Source organism: Streptomyces sp. NPDC059443, from assembly GCF_042750105.1.
GTDB lineage: Bacteria > Actinomycetota > Actinomycetes > Streptomycetales > Streptomycetaceae > Streptomyces.
Window position 1 is genome coordinate 307,827 of record NZ_JBHYVM010000003.1, and the last position, 17,498, is coordinate 325,324.

General features: G+C 72.6%; 13 protein-coding genes and 1 pseudogene. 5 read left to right on the top strand and 9 right to left on the bottom strand.

The features are described 5' to 3' along the window. Positions 1-168: 168 nt before the first annotated feature. The 3 genes and pseudogenes from ACFXDJ_RS04525 to ACFXDJ_RS04535 form a co-directional block, all read right to left on the bottom strand. A pseudogene (locus ACFXDJ_RS04525) lies at positions 169-405 on the bottom strand (helix-turn-helix domain-containing protein); the annotation flags it as partial. A gap of 159 nt (positions 406-564) precedes the next feature. Beyond that, a complete protein-coding gene (locus ACFXDJ_RS04530) occupies positions 565-1,251 on the bottom strand; it encodes a DUF6461 domain-containing protein (RefSeq protein ID WP_384659027.1) in 687 nt (228 codons plus the stop codon). 54 nt (positions 1,252-1,305) lie between these two features. After that, positions 1,306-1,869 carry a TetR/AcrR family transcriptional regulator gene (locus ACFXDJ_RS04535; RefSeq protein WP_384659024.1) on the bottom strand — a complete coding sequence of 188 codons (564 nt, stop codon included), beginning with the start codon at positions 1,867-1,869 and terminating at the stop codon, positions 1,306-1,308. Positions 1,870-2,054: 185 nt separating this feature from the next. Here ACFXDJ_RS04535 and ACFXDJ_RS04540 point away from each other — a divergent pair, with 185 nt between their 5' ends. Continuing rightward, positions 2,055-3,380 (top strand): helix-turn-helix domain-containing protein, encoded by a 1,326-nt coding sequence (locus ACFXDJ_RS04540; RefSeq protein WP_384847740.1) that lies wholly within the window; start codon positions 2,055-2,057, stop codon positions 3,378-3,380. Here the strand turns inward: ACFXDJ_RS04540 and ACFXDJ_RS04545 are convergent. The 4 genes from ACFXDJ_RS04545 to ACFXDJ_RS04560 form a co-directional block, all read right to left on the bottom strand. After that, positions 3,286-5,238 (bottom strand): APC family permease, encoded by a 1,953-nt coding sequence (locus ACFXDJ_RS04545; RefSeq protein WP_384847743.1) that lies wholly within the window; start codon positions 5,236-5,238, stop codon positions 3,286-3,288. The two genes, ACFXDJ_RS04540 and ACFXDJ_RS04545, sit on opposite strands and share 95 nt — an antisense overlap. A 51-nt stretch (positions 5,239-5,289) precedes the next feature. Next, positions 5,290-6,693, bottom strand: a complete 1,404-nt coding sequence (locus ACFXDJ_RS04550; RefSeq protein ID WP_384847745.1) for a helix-turn-helix domain-containing protein — start codon at positions 6,691-6,693, stop codon at positions 5,290-5,292. A 340-nt stretch (positions 6,694-7,033) separates the two neighbouring features. Next, a complete protein-coding gene (locus tag ACFXDJ_RS04555; RefSeq protein ID WP_330294940.1) occupies positions 7,034-7,489 on the bottom strand; it encodes a (2Fe-2S)-binding protein in 456 nt (151 codons plus the stop codon). A 15-nt stretch (positions 7,490-7,504) separates the two neighbouring features. Further along, positions 7,505-9,811: a molybdopterin cofactor-binding domain-containing protein gene (locus tag ACFXDJ_RS04560; RefSeq protein WP_384847748.1), complete on the bottom strand. Its 2,307-nt coding sequence runs from the start codon at positions 9,809-9,811 to the stop codon at positions 7,505-7,507. 510 nt (positions 9,812-10,321) lie between these two features. On the opposite strand from ACFXDJ_RS04560, the gene ACFXDJ_RS04565 reads away from it, so the two are divergent. Then, positions 10,322-11,764 (top strand): PP2C family protein-serine/threonine phosphatase, encoded by a 1,443-nt coding sequence (locus tag ACFXDJ_RS04565; protein ID WP_384847751.1) that lies wholly within the window; start codon positions 10,322-10,324, stop codon positions 11,762-11,764. A gap of 118 nt (positions 11,765-11,882) precedes the next feature. Here the strand turns inward: ACFXDJ_RS04565 and ACFXDJ_RS04570 are convergent, their stop codons facing one another. Next, positions 11,883-13,367 carry a hypothetical protein gene (locus tag ACFXDJ_RS04570; RefSeq protein WP_384660255.1) on the bottom strand — a complete coding sequence of 495 codons (1,485 nt, stop codon included), beginning with the start codon at positions 13,365-13,367 and terminating at the stop codon, positions 11,883-11,885. A 230-nt stretch (positions 13,368-13,597) separates the two neighbouring features. Here ACFXDJ_RS04570 and ACFXDJ_RS04575 point away from each other — a divergent pair, with 230 nt between their 5' ends. The 3 genes from ACFXDJ_RS04575 (at position 13,598) to ACFXDJ_RS04585 (ending at position 16,774) form a co-directional block, all read left to right on the top strand. Beyond that, entirely contained in the window at positions 13,598-14,722 is a 1,125-nt protein-coding gene (locus ACFXDJ_RS04575; RefSeq protein WP_384847754.1) for an aminoglycoside phosphotransferase family protein, read from the top strand. Positions 14,723-14,996: 274 nt separating this feature from the next. Beyond that, complete coding sequence (locus ACFXDJ_RS04580) at positions 14,997-15,794, top strand: FAD-dependent oxidoreductase (RefSeq protein ID WP_384847757.1); 798 nt, start codon at positions 14,997-14,999, stop codon at positions 15,792-15,794. Further along, positions 15,677-16,774 carry an FAD-binding protein gene (locus tag ACFXDJ_RS04585; protein WP_384847760.1) on the top strand — a complete coding sequence of 366 codons (1,098 nt, stop codon included), beginning with the start codon at positions 15,677-15,679 and terminating at the stop codon, positions 16,772-16,774. The genes ACFXDJ_RS04580 and ACFXDJ_RS04585 overlap by 118 nt, the downstream gene beginning before the upstream one ends. A gap of 36 nt (positions 16,775-16,810) precedes the next feature. Here the strand turns inward: ACFXDJ_RS04585 and ACFXDJ_RS04590 are convergent, their stop codons facing one another. Then, positions 16,811-17,311 carry a hypothetical protein gene (locus ACFXDJ_RS04590; RefSeq protein WP_384664019.1) on the bottom strand — a complete coding sequence of 167 codons (501 nt, stop codon included), beginning with the start codon at positions 17,309-17,311 and terminating at the stop codon, positions 16,811-16,813. Between the last annotated feature and the right edge of the window lie 187 nt (positions 17,312-17,498).

Consider the following 17,498-nt stretch of genomic DNA (forward strand, 5'->3'; position numbering starts at 1 on the left):
AAGGGCGTTCTGGCATTTTCCGCTGGAACATGCGCGTTAGCACGTGACAGCTTGGCCGGAACGCGTCGGAATTTGATCATTGGTTTGGATCAAATGGGTTCGGGGATTGCGCGAATCGCGAAGCCGGCATCACGAGGCGAGCGGCAACGGCAGATCGTCCGCGAGCCGGAAGGCTCCGCCCTCGCGCTGTACGTAGCCCTCGTGGCTGAGGGTCCGCAGCAGGTGGTAGACGGTGGGCAACGGGATTCCGGTCAGCCGCGCGAGCCGCTTGGCGGTCGCCCCGCCCTCCGCGTACATCGCCTCCACGAGACGCAACGCCCGCTGAACGGAACCGATGAGGGTGGGTGCGGTGGTCGTGCCGCTACCGCTGTCCGCGCTGTCCTTCTGGCTGTGGTCGGTGCCCATGAGTGGTCCCCCTGCTCCGGTACGAGGCCTGGCAAACCCATCAAAGTCGCTCCCCGGCCGCAAAACCAGCGGACTCGCGTAAACCTGAGCATAAGATCAACTAATGCCCGGTCCCCGGCCCGGAGCCGCCCGCCGGCCGAGCCGCGTACGCCCCGCTCCCTACTGCGTGCAGGTGACGAAGGCCGGGAGCGGGGCCTCCTCGACCAGGCGGCGCGGCAGGGCCAGGGCGAAGCGGTGTTCCAGCACGGAGAGGGTGAGGCGGTCGCGGTCCGCGCACGGTTCGTCCTCGGGGCGGGCGTAGCAGCCGTCCGGGGTGAGGATCTTGGCCTCCACCAGCTCCGGCAGGAGGAAATCGGGCCGGTGGCCGCCGCGCCAGCACTCCTCGCCCAGCGCGAAGCAGCAGACCAGCTCGCCGTCCCGGGCGTACGCGAACTGCTTGGGCGGGTGGTCGGGCTGCGGGTCGAGGTGGACCGCTTCGACACCGGAGCGGGACACTTCTGCCAGCCGCTGCGCCCCGGCCGGCATCCCGTGTTCGACCGCGAAGGACCATCCGCCCCAGCTGCCGACCCTCGCCACCCCGTCGCCGTCCACCGTCTCGGTGACCATGCTCCACGCGTCGATGGCGCCCAGCGGCCCGGGGCTGATCCCGGGCAACGCGCCCAGCCGTACGGCGAGTTCCTCGGGGCCGATGCCGCGGGCGAAGGTCAGGCTGACGTACCAGGCGTCCCAGTCCGCCAGCCATTGGATGCCCTCGCCGCCGCCCCCGTCCGCACAGCCGCCGCGCTCGTCCGCACAGCCGGCGCCGCCCCCGCCGAAGTCCTGCCCGTCCCCGGTGATGTCCGCCATGTCCACGGTCCCCTCCCGCGATTCGTGCCGGTATTCCCCCCAAGGGCACGATAGTCAGTCCGCGGGGCGCTCCGGGAGGAGGCGCTCGACCATCGCTTCGATGAGCCCCTCCACCGGGTAGGGGTCGAGCAGTCCGGGGGCGGTCAGATCGTCCACGATCAGCCCCAGCATGGCCAGGTACAGCAGGACCACGCCCTGCCGGTCCCCGGGCAGCCCCGCCTCCAGGTGCCAGGCGATGTTGGCCTCCAGCTCGGCGCCCTGGAACCCGGCCAGCGCCTCCTGGAGCTCGGGCCGCCGGGTGGCCTCCAGGCGCAGCTCCAGCATCGCCGTGTGGACGCTGCGTTCGCGGCGCATGCGCTCCACGAGGCGGCCGAGCAGCACCTTGGTGTCGAGCGGGCCGGCCAGCTCCGCCGGGTCCGGGGTCAGCCGCTCACGGGTGCGGTGCAGGATCTGTACGAGCAGCTGGGCGCGGTTGGCGAAGTAGTTGGAGGAGGTGCCGGTCGGCACCGCGGCCTCCGCGTCCACCGCGCGCAGGGTCAGCCCCCGTGAGCCCTCGCGGGCGAGCACTTCGATGGCGGCGTCGAGCAGCGCGGCGCGGCGCTCCGGGTTCTGGCGCATGGGGGGATCCCTGAGGTGTGGGCACGGGGTGGGCACGGGGGTGTGGGCACGGGGTGTGCGGTGCGACGGGGGTGTCGTTATGACCGCCGCATATGCACTGCACGTGCAGTGCTTCGGACACGCTAGCGGACACGGCACCGTCGCGGCCCTCCCCAGCGCCCCCTCCGCCGTGCCACCCTCCGGTCATGGAGCGGATCATCGAGGAGATACGCGAGGACCTGAACCGCCGGATCGCGGTGGCGGCGGAGCGGCTCGCCGACCGCACGCCGGCCGATGACCCGGCCTACGCCACCTACGCCGCCCTGCTCGGCCGGACCGCCCTGCGCGACCGGATCCAGCACGTCCTGCGCCAGGCCGTCGAGGGCCTGGTCCGTGCCTCCCGCGGCCTGCCGCCCGACCTCGCCGACGCCCGCGCCCAGGGCGCGCTCCGGGCCGGACAGGGGCTGCCGCTCGACTCGTTGCTGCGGATGTACCGGCTCTGCGGCCGGCTGCTGTGGCAGACCCTGACCGAGGCCGTCGCCGCGCACGATCGGGCCGCGCTGCCCCGGCTGCTGCCCGGGGCGCCCGCGCTGTGGGACGTGATCGACCGGATGGCGGACGCGGCGGCGGAATCGTACCGCCGGGCCGAGTCGGTCCGCGGCGAGCGCGAACGCGAGCTCCGGGCGGCCCTGCTCGACGCCCTGCTCGACGGAACCGGATCGGCCGCGGGAGCCGCCCGCGCGGCGGAGCGGCTCGGCCTGCCGGAGCGCGGCCGGTTCGCGGTGGCGGTCCTGGGAACCGCCCCCGGCGCCACCGGGCCGCCGCTAGCCTCGCCCACACCTACGCCTGCGCCCACGGCGGCCGGCGCCCCGCGCGTGCTGTGGCGGATCGGTGCCGACGGGGAGACCGGGCTCGTGGAGCTGGGCCACCATCCGCTGGAATCCGTACGGGAGCTGCTCGCGCCGCTCGGCGCGCGCGCCGGGGTCAGCCCGGTGGTGACGACCCCCGTCGAGCTGGCCCGGGCCCGCCTGCTGGCCGTCCTCGCGCTGCGCACCGCCCCCGCCGCGAAGGGCCCGGGGACCGTGCTGCTGGACGAGGAGCTGCCCGCGGCGCTGATCGCGGCGGAGCCCGAACTCGCGGACCGGCTGCGCCGGGTGGTGCTGGGTCCGGTGCTGGCGCTGCCGCCGCAGGACCGCCGGGTGCTGCTGACCACTCTGGGCACCTGGCTGACCTGCCAGGGCTCGACCACGTACGCCGCGCAGCGGCTGTACTGCCACCGCAACACCGTCTCCAACCGGCTGCGCCGTCTGGAGCAGCTCACCGGCCGCACCCTCTCCGATCCGGCGCACGTCGTGGAGCTGGCGCTGGCCCACGCGGCGGTCACCCAGCACCGGTCCGCCGCGCAGGCCCCCGCTCCGGCCGCTGCCTCCGTTCCTCCTACTGCGCCCGCTCCGCCGCCCGTTCCGCCGGCTTCGGCCCCTTCGCGGACTCCAGCAGGTACGGCACGTCGATTACCGCCACCCCCGGCGTGAACAGCAGCCGCGCCTTGAGCCGCAGCGCGTTCTGGTTGTGCAGGGGCTGCTCCCACCAGTGCCCGACCACGTACTCCGGGATCACCACCGACAGCATGTCCGTCCCCTCGTTGGCCGCCTGTTCCTGCACGTAGGCGAGCACCGGCCCGACCACTTCCCGGTACGGGGAGTGCAGCACCTTCAGCGCGATCCCCGGGTCGTGCTCCGCCCAGGCTTCCCGCAGCCGGTCGGCGTCCTCCTCGTCGGCGGCCACCGAGAGCGCCGTCAGGGTGTCGGGCCGCAGCCCCATGGCGAAGCCGAGGGCTTTGAGGGTCGGCGCGTGCACGGCGGCGACCAGGACGATGACGTGGTGGCGGGCGGGCTTGCGCGGTTTGACCCCGGGGGCGACGGCCACCTCCCGCGCCACGGTGTCGTAGTGGCGGCGGACGCCCTTCATGCCGAGGAACAGCACCGGCATCGCGATGACGACCAGCCAGGCGCCGTGGGTGAACTTGGTGATCAGGACGATGACCAGGACCACGGAGGTCATGGCGGCTCCGACGGCGTTGATGAGGAGCCGGCGGTGGATGTGGATCCGTTCCTCCTTGCGCGTCTCGGGCGAGGCGAGTTCCTGCTTCCAGTGCCGGACCATGCCGGCCTGGGAGAGGGTGAAGGAGACGAAGACCCCGATGATGTAGAGCTGGATGAGGCGGGTCAGTTCCGCGTCGAAGGCGACGATGAGGGCGATGGCGGCGAGGGCCAGCAGGACCACGCCGTTGGAGTAGACGAGCCGGTCGCCGCGGTTGAACAGCTGGCGCGGCACGTACTTGTCCTTGGCCAGGATCGAGGCGAGCATCGGGAACCCGTTGAAGGCGGTGTTCGCGGCGAGGATCAGCACGCCGGCCGTGACGGCCTGGAGCAGGTAGAAGAGGAAGTGCCAGTCGCCGAAGGTGGCGCGGCCGATCTGGGCGAGCGCGGTGGACATCGGCGTCCCGGGGGCCAGGCCCAGCTCGGTCGGGTCCGCCGCGACGTGGACCTTGTAGACCATGGCGAGGATGGTGATCCCGCCGAACATGGTGACGGCGAGGGCTCCCATCGCGGCCAGGGTGGTCGCAGCGTTCTTGCTCTTCGGCTTCTGGAAGGCGGGCACGCCGTTGCTGATGGCCTCGACACCGGTCAGCGCGGTGCACCCGGAGGCGAAGGCGCGCAGCGCGAGCAGCACCAGCGCGAGGCCCGCGTACGTACCGGCCTCGGTGATCGGCAGCTCCGCGGATTCGGCGCGGATGGTGTCGCCGGTCGCGAGGCGGTAGGCGGCCACCGCGAACATGAGGTAGATGACGAGTACGAAGCCGTAGGTCGGGATGGCGAAGATCCGCCCGGACTCCCGCACACCGCGCAGGTTCATCAGGGTCAGCAGCACCACGAACGTGACCGACATGCCGACTTCGTGGTCGCTGAGGGAGGGGATGGCGGAGGTGATGGCGGAGACGCCGGAGACCACGGAGACGGCGACGGTCATGACGTAGTCGACGAGGAGGGCGCTCGCGGCGGTCAGGGCGGCGGTCGGGCCGAGGTTCTTCGAGCTGACGATGTAGGCGCCGCCGCCGCCCGGGTAGGCGTAGCAGGTCTGCCGGTAGGAGGCGACGACGACCACCAGCAGGAAGACGATGGCGGCGGCCGCGTACCAGGCGAGGTGGAGCAGTGCGACGCCGCCGAGGGCGAGGATCAGCAGGATCTCCTCGGTGGCGTAGGCCACGGAGGAGAGCGGGTCGCTGCAGAAGATCGGGAGCGCGAGCCGTTTGGGCAGCAGGGTCTCGCCCAGACGCGCGGTGTCGAGCGGTTCGCCGACCAGCACACGTTTCGCATTGATACGCCTCATTCAGGCATGATCGTGCAAAACTGCCACAATTCAGCCACTATCGGACCTGTGTCACGGGGCGGACCCGTCCAGTTCCTCGGCCCGGTGGGCCAGCCACAGGTCGTAGCGGGCACTCGGCGACTGGAGCAGCGAGCGCTCCAGCACCGCTTCGACACGGCTCAGGCGCTTGCGAGTGGCGGCCACCGAGATGCCGAGCGCGCCGGCCGCCGGGACCAGCCGGGCATCGTGCCGCAGCCAGACGCGCACCGTTTCCCGCGCCCCGGCGGGGGCGTCCGGCCCGGTCAGCGGCGCCAGATGGGCCCGGGCCCACGCCCTCGTCGCCGGATCGCGCAGTACGTCGTCCAGCGCGCCATCACGCGGTACGCCGTCCAGCGCGCCCGCATCCGACGGGACTCCCCCGTCCGCCCGCCCGGCGGTCCGGCCGCCGCCCGGGGTCAGCCGCAGCGCCAGCGACAGCGCCGACTGGTCGGCGAGGCTCCCGAGGTCCAGGCCGAGCACCGACTCGATCAGCCGGAGCCGCCCGGCGAGGGTGTTGCGGTGGACCTTGAGCAGGCGGGTCGCGTGCGAGGTGAAGCTGAGCCACGCGTGCGCCGTGGCCCTCAGCTCCTGAGCTCCGGGGTCCTGGGGGCGCCTGGGCTCGTACGCGTGCAGCGGCGCGAGCAGCGCGGCGGCCCAGCCGGCCCCGGCCCCGTGCGCGGCGAGCGCCAACTCCGGGCCGGGCCCGAACCGGGCGTGGCGTTCGCCCAGGCCGCGCGCGACGGCGAGGGCGTGGAAGGCCTGCGCGTACGCGGCGGGGGCCTCCCGGAGCGGGGATTCACCGCTGACCCCGACCGTGCAGTCGCGGGCGGCCCCCGTCAGCGCCCCGGACAGCGGGTCGTCGTCCGCCGAGGTCGCCGCCAGGTCGGTGGGCACGAGCACGACGAGGTGGCTCACGTACACCGGGCAGCGCACGATCCAGGCCCGGCCGCCCGTCAGCTCCGTGAACAGCCGGGCCGCCGCCGCGCGCTCCCCGGGGCCGCATTCGACGACGTACATCCGCATCGGATCGGGCAGCGAGGGCCCGAGCGTCTCGGCGATCTGGCGGGCGGTGGAGAGCTGCCCGTTCATCAGCAGGTGCAGGACGGATTCGCGGGCCATCGCCTCGGCGGCGGCCGCCCGCTCCTCACGCCGGTCCGCTTCCTCGGCGCGCAGCACCAGGGCCAGCGGTACGGCGGCGTCCGCGAGCAGCGCGGGCGCTCCCGGATGGTGCGGCAGCCCCAGTACGGCGGCCAGGGCGCGCCCTTCGTCCAGCGCGAACACCAGCGCCGCGGAGCCGGCGTGCCGCAGGACGGCGGAGCTGACCCCGCGTGCGGTCAGCTCCGCCGCGCCCCGTAGCGCGGCCTCGGGCCCCCGCGGGTGCTCGGTGTCCATCAGGCCGATCCAGCCGCCCAGCCGGGTGGTGAGCCACTCCAGCACCGCGGCCGAGCCGCCCGTGTGCGCCAGGCGGTGCAGCTTGAGGACGTCGTCGGAGCGGGACCAGTCGGCGGACCGCGATGATGCGGGGCGGGGCTGAATCGGAGCTTCCCTTCGGGGTGTTCGGCGGCGGGGGCCGCATTCAACCACCCTGGGCACACTGTGCGCTGTGACACCCGTCTCGCCCGCTCACTGGGCGGAACGGAACCCGCGACCGGGACGGCCGCCCCCTAGGCTCTCCACGAGCGGTCGGGCCCCGGCTGTTCGGCGGAACGGGGGTAAGCCGGGGCCCCTCCTTTTCTCACGCCTTGGCCGCTGCTGCTCACATCTTGGCCGCCGCGCTTCACATCTTGGCCGCCGCGCTGCGGATCGCCTCCCGGATGCGGAAATACGTGCCGCAGCGGCAGATGTTGGCGATGGCGTCGATGTCCTCCTCGGTCGGCGCACTCGTGCGCTTCAGCAGGGCGACGGCCGCCATGATCTGGCCGGGCTGGCAGAAACCGCACTGGGCGACGTCCTGTTCGAGCCAGGCCTCCTGCACCGGGTGCAGCACGTCGCCGTCGGCCAGCCCCTCGATGGTGGTCACCGACTTGCCCGCGCACGCGGAGACCGGCACCACGCACGGGCGGACGTCCACCCCGTCGAGGTGGCTGGTGCAGGCCTTGCAGACGTCCACCCCGCAGCCGTACTTGGGGCCGCGGACGCCCAGCATGTCGCGGAGCACCCACAGCAGGGGCAGATCGTCGGGCGCGTCCACGGTGACGCTCTGCCCGTTGACGGTGAAGGTGTGCGAGGGCACGGATCGGCTCCTGGACTAGCGGGGGTAGGGGGTGAAGTCGACGTCGAAGTCGAGGGGGAAGCTACGGGGCTTCGTGCCGGTGGCCCGGCCGTAGGCGTTGGCGATCGCGCCCACGGCGGCCGGCAGGCCGAGCTCGCCGGCTCCGCCCGGCTCGGTTCCGGTCGCCGGGAGCACGAAGACCCGTACGTCCCTCGGGGTGTCGCGCTGCCTGGCCCAGTGGAACTGGCTGTAACTGCCCTCCAGCGGCAGCCCCTTGTCCAGGTGCAGGCCGGCCTTCAACGTGGTGGAGATGGCGTCGGTCAGACCGCCGATCATCTGGGCCTCCAGACCGCGCGGGTTGACGGGCAGGCCCACGTCCACCGCGATGACGGCCTTGGTGACGCGGACGTGTTCGGGGTCCCGGGTGTCGATCTCGACCAGGCAGGCGGTCCGGGACTTGTACTCCTCGTGGAAGGCGATGCCCTGGGCGCATCCGGCGGGCATCGCCCGGCCCCAGCCGCCTTCGGTGGCCACCTTGTCGAGCACGGCCCGCTGGGCCGCCGTCTTCAGGAACCTCCGGCGGAACTCGTACGGGTCGCGCCCGGTGGCGGCGGCCAGCTCGTCGACCACGATCTCCTCGGCGCCGCGGGTGTTCGCCGAGTACACCGAGCGCCAGGAGCCGGTGGGCACCCCGGTCGGGACCTCGGTGAGCACCTGGGTGGTGAGCCCGAAGTGGTACGGGGACTTGATGGTGGTGAGGAACAGGGTCTGGGCGAGGGTGGCGTTGCCGATGCCGAGCGGCAGGCTCGCGGCGGTGGCGGTGATGATCTCGCCGAGGCCGTGCCGGAAGTCCGTCTCGGCGGCGGCGACCCGGTGTTCGAAGCTGAGCACCTCGCCGAGCGCGTGGGTGGCCCGGATCTTGTGATGGGTGGCGGGGCGCATCCGGCCGTGCCGGGTGTCGTCGACGCGGGTCCACATCAGACGGACGGGGCGGCGGCAGGCCTTGGAGACCCGGGCCGCCTCCAGGGCCGCGTCGAAGAAGAGCCGCCGGCCGAAGGAGCCGCCGGCCTGGACCACGTGGACGGTGACCTTGTCGAGCGGCAGCCCGAGGTCGGCGGCGATCGTCTCGCGGGCCACGATCGGGGACTTGAGCCCGGACCAGATCTCGGCGCTGTCCTCGCGCACGTCGGCGACGGCCGAGTTGGTCTCCATGGGCGCGTGGCTGACGAAGGCGAAGTCGAACTCGGCGTCCACGTACGCGGTGAGCAGCGGCGGCACCAGCAGCGGGGCGGTGGCGGCGCGCAGCTTCGTACGGACCTGCGCGTCCGAGAGCTGGTCCGCGGGGCCGGGGCCCCAGGTGACCTGGAGGGCGGCCTTCGCGTCGAGGGCCTGGCCGAAGGTCTCGGCCACGACGGCGACCCCGGTGGCGATCGTGACCACGTGCAGGACCCCGGGCATGGCCTGGACGGCGGCGAGGTTGGCCACGGACCGGACGCTGCCGCCGAGGGTGGGCGGCCGGCGGACCACGCAGGGCTTGGCCCCGGGCACGTCGAGGTCGAGGGTGTAGCGCTGGGCGCCGGTGACCATGGCGCGGGCGTCGATCCGGGCGGTGGGCTTGCCGACGAGCGCGTGCTTCGCGGGCTGTTTGGGGGTGGCGCCGAGGACGATCAGGGCGGGGTCGGCGGCGGCCGCGGCGAGGGAGCCGTATCCGGCGGTGCGGCCGTCGGGGGCGCGGACGGCGCCGTTCGCGGTGGTGAGGGAGGACGCCGGGAGGCCCCAGCGCACGGCGGCGGCCGCGACCAGGCGGGCGCGGGCGGTGGCGGCGCACTGGCGGACCGGGCCGTAGAGGGAGCGGATGGAGTTGGAGGAGCCGGTCAGCTGGTTGAAGAGCAGCTCGGGGCGGGCGTCGTCCAGCTCGATCCGTACGCCGTCCAGCGGCGCGTCGAGTTCCTCGGCGACGAGCATCGCCACCGCCGTGGTGAGGCCCTGGCCGACCTCCTCGCGGGGTAGCCGGAAGCGGATGGTGCCGTCGGCCTCGACGACGAGCGCGAGCAGGGCGGAGGTGGCGGCGCCGGCCAGGATGAACAGGTCGCCGAGGTCCACCAGGTCGGCGGGGGCGGGCAGGGTCGGGATCACGGCGTGGGCGGGCTGCGGGGCCAGGAGGTCGGCGCCGGCGCGGGTGACGAGGGCCAGGGTCGGCGCCGCCACGAGGTAGGTGAGGAAGGAGCGACGGCTCTGTCCCCCGGTCGCGCTCTTCCCGCTGGTGCCGCCCTGCCCGTCGACGCCGCTCCGCCCCTCTGCGCCGTTCTGCCCGTCGGTCGGCGCATGGCTCTGCCCGGTCATGTCGTTGTGTCCCCACCCTGCGCGCAGCCCGCCGAAGCGAGCCTCCCCGGCTCATTACCGACACGTAGGGTAGCGATCACCGGATGCGGTGGGAAGCCGGGAGCGGCACCCGGCCGGGCAGGGGGTTTGCGGCGCACGGCGTCCTCCGTTCGGGGGGTACCGGCGCCCCTCGCACATTTCGGCCGTACGATCGACCCCCCTTCTCCAATACGCCGGTTTCCGGCCTCGGCCGGACGGTGAGGAGAGCGCGGCAGGAACGCGGCGAGAGCACGTGGCGGGCGGAGTGGACATCGGGTCCGCGTCCGGCCCGTCGGCAGGGCTGACCGGATTCGTTCGCACACCGGGAGGGGGCCGGGAGGCCGCAGGCATATGCCCTGAGCAAGACCGCCGCAGATGTTGCCAAACGCCTTACAGGCCGTCGCTGCCTGTGCCACAGTCGTTACCGGCCCTTCCTTCAGAACCGGTCCTACCTTTCAGACTTGGCCGTGCCGCGCCTGTATCGGAGTTCTCATGCCGTCCCACCTATACGCGGACCGTCCCGCGCAGCCTCCGGAGCCAGGGTCGGTGGACGCGCTCATCTCCCAGACCCGGCGGCTGCGGGGAGAAGTCGACGCCGTCCGCCGCGACACGGTGGTCGACGACGACGATGCCCAGGGCCGTTGGCAGCGCGCGCTCTGCGATCTCGCCGTGCACCACCTCGACGACCTCCGCGAGCACCTCGGCCAGCTCAAGGAAGGGCTGCCGCCCACCGTTCCCGAAACCGTCGAACTGCCACTGTCGGCCCCGGCCCCCGAGATCGGGCCCGCGGGTGTGGAGGCGCAGCAGACCCGGGTCGGCAGCGCCGAGTGGAACCTGCTGACCGACGAGGTCAGTTGGTCCGACGAGCTGTTCCAGATCTTCGGCCGCTCCCCGGAGAGCGGCGCACTGCCCCTCGACGAACTGGGCTCCACCCTGTTCTCCGAGGACCAGCCGCTGCTGACCGCGATGGTCACGGCCTGCCTGGTGGACGGAAAGCCGATAGACGGCGAGTTCCGCATCGTCCGGACCGACGGCCGCGTCCGGACGCTGCACATGAGGGGCGAGCCGGTACTCGACTCCGACGGCTGTACGGCCTCCATGTGGGCCGTACTGCGGGACGTGAGTGAACTGCGCCGGAGCCAGCGGGCGGTGCGCGAGTCCCGTGACTCCCTACAGCGCCGGCGGGAGATCGCGCAGACCGAGCGCCGGCTGGCGGTCGAACTGCAGGAAGCCGTGCTCCCCCCGTGGCGCGGCTCCCTGCGGTTCCCGCACGACAGCACCGGGGCGCTGGACGTCGCCGCGCACTACCTGCCCTCCGCGACCAGCGCCCTGATCGGCGGCGACTGGTACGACGCGCTCGAACTGCCGCACGGCCACTCGATGCTGACGGTCGGTGATCTGACGGGCCATGGGGTGACCGCCACTTCCGGCATGGCGATGATGCTCGGCGCCCTGCGCGGAATGGCCATGGCCGGCATCGAGCCGGGCCCCCTGATGGGCTGGCTGAACCAGCTCCTGGAGACCTCCGTTCAGCCCGCTCTGGGCTCCGCGGTCTGCTGTCGCTACGATCCCGCGCGCCGGGTCCTGTCCTGGGCGCAGGCCGGCCACCCCGCCCCGCTGCTGTTCCGCCGTGGCCAGGGCCGTTCACTGCTACCGCCGGAAGGCGTGCTGCTGGGGGCCACCTCCGGTGCCTCGTACGGTCAGGCGGAGGAGCGGCTGGAGGTGGGCGACGTACTCGTCCTGCACACCGACGGACTGACCCCGCGGAGCATCGAGTTCAGCAGGGCCGACGGGACCGAACGGCTGTTGGCGCTCGCGCCGCACTTCTCGGCCGCCCGGTCGGCGCAGGACTGCGTACGGATGGTGATCGGGGAGTTCGGCGAGGGCGAGCGCGAGGACGACGCCTGCGTGCTGGTGGCCCGGATCAGCGTGTAGCCGCCGGCCGCGCCCCGCACCACGTAGGAATTCCGATTCCGAGGCCGCGCCGGAAGGCGCGGCCTTCCTCGTCCCGCCCGCCCCCTGCCTGCCCGTCCGTCCCCCTCCCTTACGGGCATCACACCGTGCGCGGGGTCACCGGGCTGTTGGGGAGGGCCAGTTTGATCTCCTCGCGGAGGTCCTCGATGCCGGCGAAGCCGGAGTAGTGGCCGGTCAGCCGGTACATCTCGCGCAGGCGGTCCCATGTGCGGTGCGAGGAGGTCTCGTTCATCGAGACGAGCGCGAGGCGGGCGTAACGGTCCGCCTGCTCCGGGTCGTCGGCGATGAAGCAGGCCGAGGCCATCGAGATGTAGTCGAAGATCTTCGAGCGCTGGTGGCCGTCCGCACGGAGCCGGAGCGCTTCCTTGGCGTGGCGCTGGGCGATCGGCGCCGCCGAGGGGTCGTGGTCGGCGAGGGTACGGAAGGCCAGCGCCTGCATGCCGTGCAGGTCGGCCTCGTCGAAGTGCTGCATCCACGAAGGCGGCGGTACGTCCGCCGAGGTGGACACGAAGAGGTCCTCGGCCTCGCCGAGGGTGCGGCGCATCGCCTGGCCCTTGCCGAGCGCGGCCTGGGCCCAGGCCTCGATGGTGTGCAGCATGGCGCGGGTGCGGGGCAGGGTCTGTTCGCCGGAGCCGGACTGGGCCAGCTTCATCAGGTCGAGGGCCTCGTTCGGCTTGCCCAGGTGGACCATCTGGCGGGCCGCGCGGGACAGTGCCTCCCCCGCGCGCGGCCGGTCGCCGCCCTCGCGGGCCGCGTGCGCGGCGATGACGAAGTACTTCTGGGCGGTCGGCTCCAGACCCACGTCGTGGGACATCCAGCCCGCCAGCACCGCCAGGTTGGCCGCCACCCCCCACAGGCGCCGCTGGAGGTGGTCGGGGTGGTGGTACGCGAGCATGCCGCCGACCTCGTTGAGCTGGCCGACCACGGCCTTGCGCTGGAGGCCGCCGCCTCTGGAGGCGTCCCAGGCGCGGAAGACCTCCACGGAGTGCTCCAGCGCCTCGATCTCCTGGGAGCCGATCGGCGCGGCCTCGTAGCGGTCGAAACCCGCGCCGTCGCTCTGGAAGTAGTCGTCGTGGCGCTGCGCGTCCTTGGCGCGGGCCGGGTCGGTGTGGAGCCAGTCGTGCATGGCGTTGCTGAGGGCTGAGCCGGCGGTGAGCGCGGCACCCGCGCCCATCAGACCGCGACGGTTGAGCATGAGGTCCATTCCCGTGAATTCGGTGAGGACCGCGGCTGTGCGTTCGGGCGCCCAGGGCATTCCGTCGGGGTTCTCCTTCTCCCCGTCCGGCTGCCGTTTGGCGGTGCGCCGTTGTCGTACGAACCCGAGGTCCTCGATGGTCACGACACGACCGAGCCGCTCGGTGAACAGTGCTGCCAGTACCGTGGGCACCGGTTCGCGCGGGGTCTCCCCCATGTCGATCCAGCGCCGCACCCGCGAGGTGTCCGTGGCCAGCTGGTGATGGCCCATGGAGGCCGCCTGCCGGTTGACCATCCTCGCCAGTTCGCCCTTCGACCAGCCGGCCAGGCCGAACAGGTCGTTCAGACGGGTGTTTGGTCCTTTGCTCACGTCAAGCCCCCAGGTTCTCGGCTGAGTTGACAGTAACCCCCCGTCAGATGCCGAGCGACTATTCGCCAGGGTTCGCCAGGGCACGCAATGTGGTCCGCCACCCACGGCCGGGTGTCAGGTAGGAATGCGCCTCCCCGACCCGGTCACCGGCGGAACTCCCCAGGGTGATGCACGGGATCCGGCGGGGCGGCGTACGCAACTCGTCGGCGCACGAAGGGATCCGTAACGCCATGTACGCAGCAACGACCTCCGTGTCCGCCCCGGTCCGGCCGCACCGCACTTTCCCCGCGGGCGGCGGCCCCTACCTCGAACCCGGCCGCCCCGCGGCACCGGCGCAGGGCGCCGTACGGGCGCGGCGGCTGCCGGGAACCGGATCACAGCCGCTCAGCGGCAGGATCGACCTTTCGGGACCGCAAGGTGCGCAGTTGCGCACGGCGCTCGCCTCGGTGCAGCGCATCTGTCCGGAGTTCGCGCCGGTTCAGGTACTGCGGCGCAGCGGACGTTCGGTCCTGCTGGTGGGAACCACCGGACGGATGACGGCCGTCGCGAAGGTTTTACTGGATCATTCGTCCGAGTGGTGCGAGCGGTACCGGCACGAAATAGCGGCGTACCGGACGTTCGTCCGGCACCGCCCGCCGGTCCGGGTGCCGCGGCTGATCGCCGCCGACCCCGAGAACTGCACGCTGGTGGTCGAACGGATGGCGGGCCGGGTCGCGGCGCTCCAGCGGCACCCGGTGGAAGCCCCGCCGCGGCCCGACCTGCGGGCGGCGCTGGGCGCGGTGCGCCAGGTGAACGGCTGGCAGCCGGCGGAGGAGCTGTTCACGAGGCCCATGGACTACGACCGGCGGATCGCCCGGGACTACCAGCAGGGCCTGCTGACCGACCGGGACTTCGGTGATCTGCAGAAGCTGCTGCACGGGGTGAAACTGTCCGGCAACCCCTGGCAGTTCAACCACGGCGACGCGCTGCTGTCGAACCTGCTGCTGTCCCCGGCGGGTCCGGTGCTCCTCGACTGGGAGCACGCGGGCTGGTACCGGCCGGGCTACGACCTGGCCACGCTGTGGACGGTACTGGGCGACGCCCCGGCGGCCCGTTCCCAGATCAGCCGCATGGCGCAGGCTGCCGGGCCGGCCGCGCGGGACGCCTTCCTGGTCAACCTGATGCTGGTGCTGACCCGGGAGATCCGGATGGCCGAAACGGCGGTACAGCGCTCGATGACGGCGGCCGCCCCGGCCCAGCCCGTGGCGGCGGGCGCCCTGTCCTCGGGCGAGGAGCAGCGGCTGCTGCTGCGCCGCCTGCACGACGACGCGGGCATGGCGCGCAGAGCGGTCCGCGCGGCGGTGGGCACCCGCTGACCCCGGCGCACTGACCCGGCCCCCGGGCCCGCCCGCTCCTCCACCCCCGCCCCGTCCCTGCCCCGGCCCCTGTCCCCATCCCGCCCGCAAATCCCGTGTCGCACACACCCGGTGTGTGCGGCACGGGATTTTCCGCGTCCGGGCCCGGGGTTCAACTGGCGAGCGCAACTGGCGCGTATGCCTTGACTTCACATGATCCCCCGAACACCTTTTCTGACTCAGCATCAGAATGCTGGATCCACCCCTTCCCGCCCCACGTCACTGGAGCCTGCCCATGACCGAACCGAGACCCGCCCTCCCCTCCCGCCGGACGGTCCTCGCCGGGACCGGCGCCGGGGTGCTGGCCGCCACCGTGCTGCCGTCCGGGGCGGCCCGCGCCGACACCGCCCAAGACGGGCCCCCGCTCGGCGAGTACGACGTCGTCGTGGTCGGATCCGGGGCATCCGGGATGACCGCCGCGCTCACCGCCGCCAAGCGGGGCCTGAGCGTGCTCGTGGTCGAGAAGGCCCCGACCTTCGGCGGATCCGCCGCCCGTTCGGGCGCCGGCATCTGGCTGCCGAACAACTCCGTGATCCTGGGCGCCGGGGTCCCCGACACCCCGGAGAAGGCCGCGACGTACCTGTCGGCGGTGGTCGGCAACGGCTCCTCGGCGGACCGCCAGGCGGCCTTCCTCGCCAACGGGCCCCGGATGCTGGACTTCGTGATGGCCAACAGCCCGCTGCGCTTCCGCTTCATGGACGGCTACAGCGACTACTACCCCAACCTCCCAGGAGGGCTCCCGAACGGCCGCTCCATCGAGCCGGACCAGATCGACGGCAACATCCTCGGCCCCGAACTGGCGCACCTGAACCCGGCGTACATGCCGGTGCCGGCCGGAATGGTGGTCTTCAGCCAGGACTACAAGTGGCTCAACCTCGCGGCCGTGAACGCCAAGGGCCTCGCGGTGTCCACCGAATGCCTGGCGCGCGGCACGGCGGCCGCGCTGTGCGGTCAGAAGCCGCTGACCATGGGCCAGGCCCTGGCGACCGGCCTGCGGGCCGGGCTGATGCAGGCCGGGCTCCGGTGTGGCTGAACAGCCCCCTCGTCGACCTGGTCCAGGAGGGCGGCGCGGTCACCGGCGTGGTGGTGGAGAAGGAGGGCGTACGGGGCGTCGTGCGGGCCCGCAAGGGCGTCGTCATCGGCTCGGGCGGCTTCGAGCACAACGCGGAGATGCGGGCCCAGTACCAGCAGCAGCCGATCGGCACCCAGTGGTCGGTCGGCGCGAAGGAGAACACGGGCGACGGCATCCGGGCAGGGCAACGGGCGGGCGCCGCACTGGCGTTGATGGAAGACGCCTGGTGGGGCCCGTCGATCCCGCTCCCGAACGAACCGTACTTCTGCCTGGCCGAACGGACCCTGCCCGGCGGGCTGATGGTCAACGGGAAGGGTGCGCGCTTCGTCAACGAGGCCGCCCCGTACAGCGATGTGGTGCACGTGATGTACGAGAAGGACCGGGGGGCGACCGGCTCGCACATCCCCGCGTGGCTGATCGTGGATCAGAACTACCGCAACAAGTACCTGTTCAAGGACGTCCTGCCGACCATCGTCTTCCCCGACTCCTGGTACGAGGTGGGCGCGGCGAAGAAGGCGTGGACCTGGGACGCGCTGGCGGGTCAGATCGGCGTACCGGCGGCCGCGCTGCGCTCCACCCTCAACCGGTTCAACGCACAGGCCTGGAACGGCGCCGACCCCGACTACCACCGGGGCGACACCGCCTACGACCACTACTACACGGACCCGGGCGTCACACCGAACTCCTGCCTGGCCCCGATCTGGGCGCCGCCGTTCTACGCCTTCAAGATCGTGCCGGGTGACCTGGGCACGAAGGGCGGCATCGTCACGGACGCGCGGGCCCGCGCGCTGCGGGCCGACGGATCGGTGATCCGGGGCCTGTGGGCGGCGGGCAACGCGAGTGCGGCGGTGATGGGGCACAGCTACGCGGGGGCCGGATCGACGATCGGTCCCGCGATGACGTTCGGCTACGTGGCGGCGAACGACATAGCCAACGGGTGACGCCCGTCGGCTGGCCCTGCCGGCCAGTCCTGCCGACTAACCCTGCTGGAAGAGCTCGGCCGGGAGCGGCTTCAGCAGCGCGTACAGGTCGTCGGTGATCGGCCGGTCCCAGCTCGCGATGGTGACCAGCACGTTGTCGCTGCGGTCGAACTGCACGCAGCTGATCCGACCCTCGGAGAGCTTGATCTTCCGGACGATGAGGAGGTTGTCGCCCTGCATGACGGGGCAGTCCTCGGCACCGGTGACCTCGACGTCCTCGTCGTTCTCTAGGGCGTCGAGGAGCTGGGCCACCTCGAAGGGGACCTGGCCCTCGGAGAGGTCACGGGCGGGGGAACCCTCGGGGAGGTTCCCGATGATCATCGCGGGGCCGCGTCCGCCGAACAGGTCGTAGCGGAGGAACACACCCTGGCAGCTTCCGTCGGGCGCGGGCAGCAGCCCGGCCCCGAGATTGCCCGGCCAGTCCCCCGGGTCCATGGCCAGGACGTCGAAGTCCGGGCCGGCGGGTGTGGCGGCGCGGTGGCGGCGGAGGAAGGACATGCCGCCAATGGTACGTGCCCGCCCGCGTTTCCCGGCCCTCCACCCCCGACCCGGGTGCTGCGCCCGGACCCGTCAGGCCCCGGGCTGCGCCCGGACCCCTGGGGCTCCGCCCCAGACCCCGGGGGGCGGGAAGCCACCGGGGGGGGGTTGGTTTGGGTTCGGCCGGCGGGGGGGGGGGTGTGGTGGC

Excerpts from the sequence above, each read along its gene's own strand:
- ACFXDJ_RS04545 (WP_384847743.1), bottom strand. The coding sequence starts at position 5,238 with ATGAGGCGTATCAATGCGAAACGTGTGCTGGTCGGCGAACCGCTCGAC.
- ACFXDJ_RS04565 (WP_384847751.1), top strand. The coding sequence starts at position 10,322 with ATGCCGTCCCACCTATACGCGGACCGTCCCGCGCAGCCTCCGGAGCCA.
- ACFXDJ_RS04590 (WP_384664019.1), bottom strand. The coding sequence starts at position 17,311 with ATGTCCTTCCTCCGCCGCCACCGCGCCGCCACACCCGCCGGCCCGGAC.
- ACFXDJ_RS04540 (WP_384847740.1), top strand. The coding sequence starts at position 2,055 with ATGGAGCGGATCATCGAGGAGATACGCGAGGACCTGAACCGCCGGATC.
- ACFXDJ_RS04535 (WP_384659024.1), bottom strand. The coding sequence starts at position 1,869 with ATGCGCCAGAACCCGGAGCGCCGCGCCGCGCTGCTCGACGCCGCCATC.
- ACFXDJ_RS04575 (WP_384847754.1), top strand. The coding sequence starts at position 13,598 with ATGTACGCAGCAACGACCTCCGTGTCCGCCCCGGTCCGGCCGCACCGC.
- ACFXDJ_RS04580 (WP_384847757.1), top strand. The coding sequence starts at position 14,997 with ATGACCGAACCGAGACCCGCCCTCCCCTCCCGCCGGACGGTCCTCGCC.
- ACFXDJ_RS04560 (WP_384847748.1), bottom strand. The coding sequence starts at position 9,811 with ATGACCGGGCAGAGCCATGCGCCGACCGACGGGCAGAACGGCGCAGAG.
- ACFXDJ_RS04585 (WP_384847760.1), top strand. The coding sequence starts at position 15,677 with ATGCCTGGCGCGCGGCACGGCGGCCGCGCTGTGCGGTCAGAAGCCGCT.
- ACFXDJ_RS04530 (WP_384659027.1), bottom strand. The coding sequence starts at position 1,251 with ATGGCGGACATCACCGGGGACGGGCAGGACTTCGGCGGGGGCGGCGCC.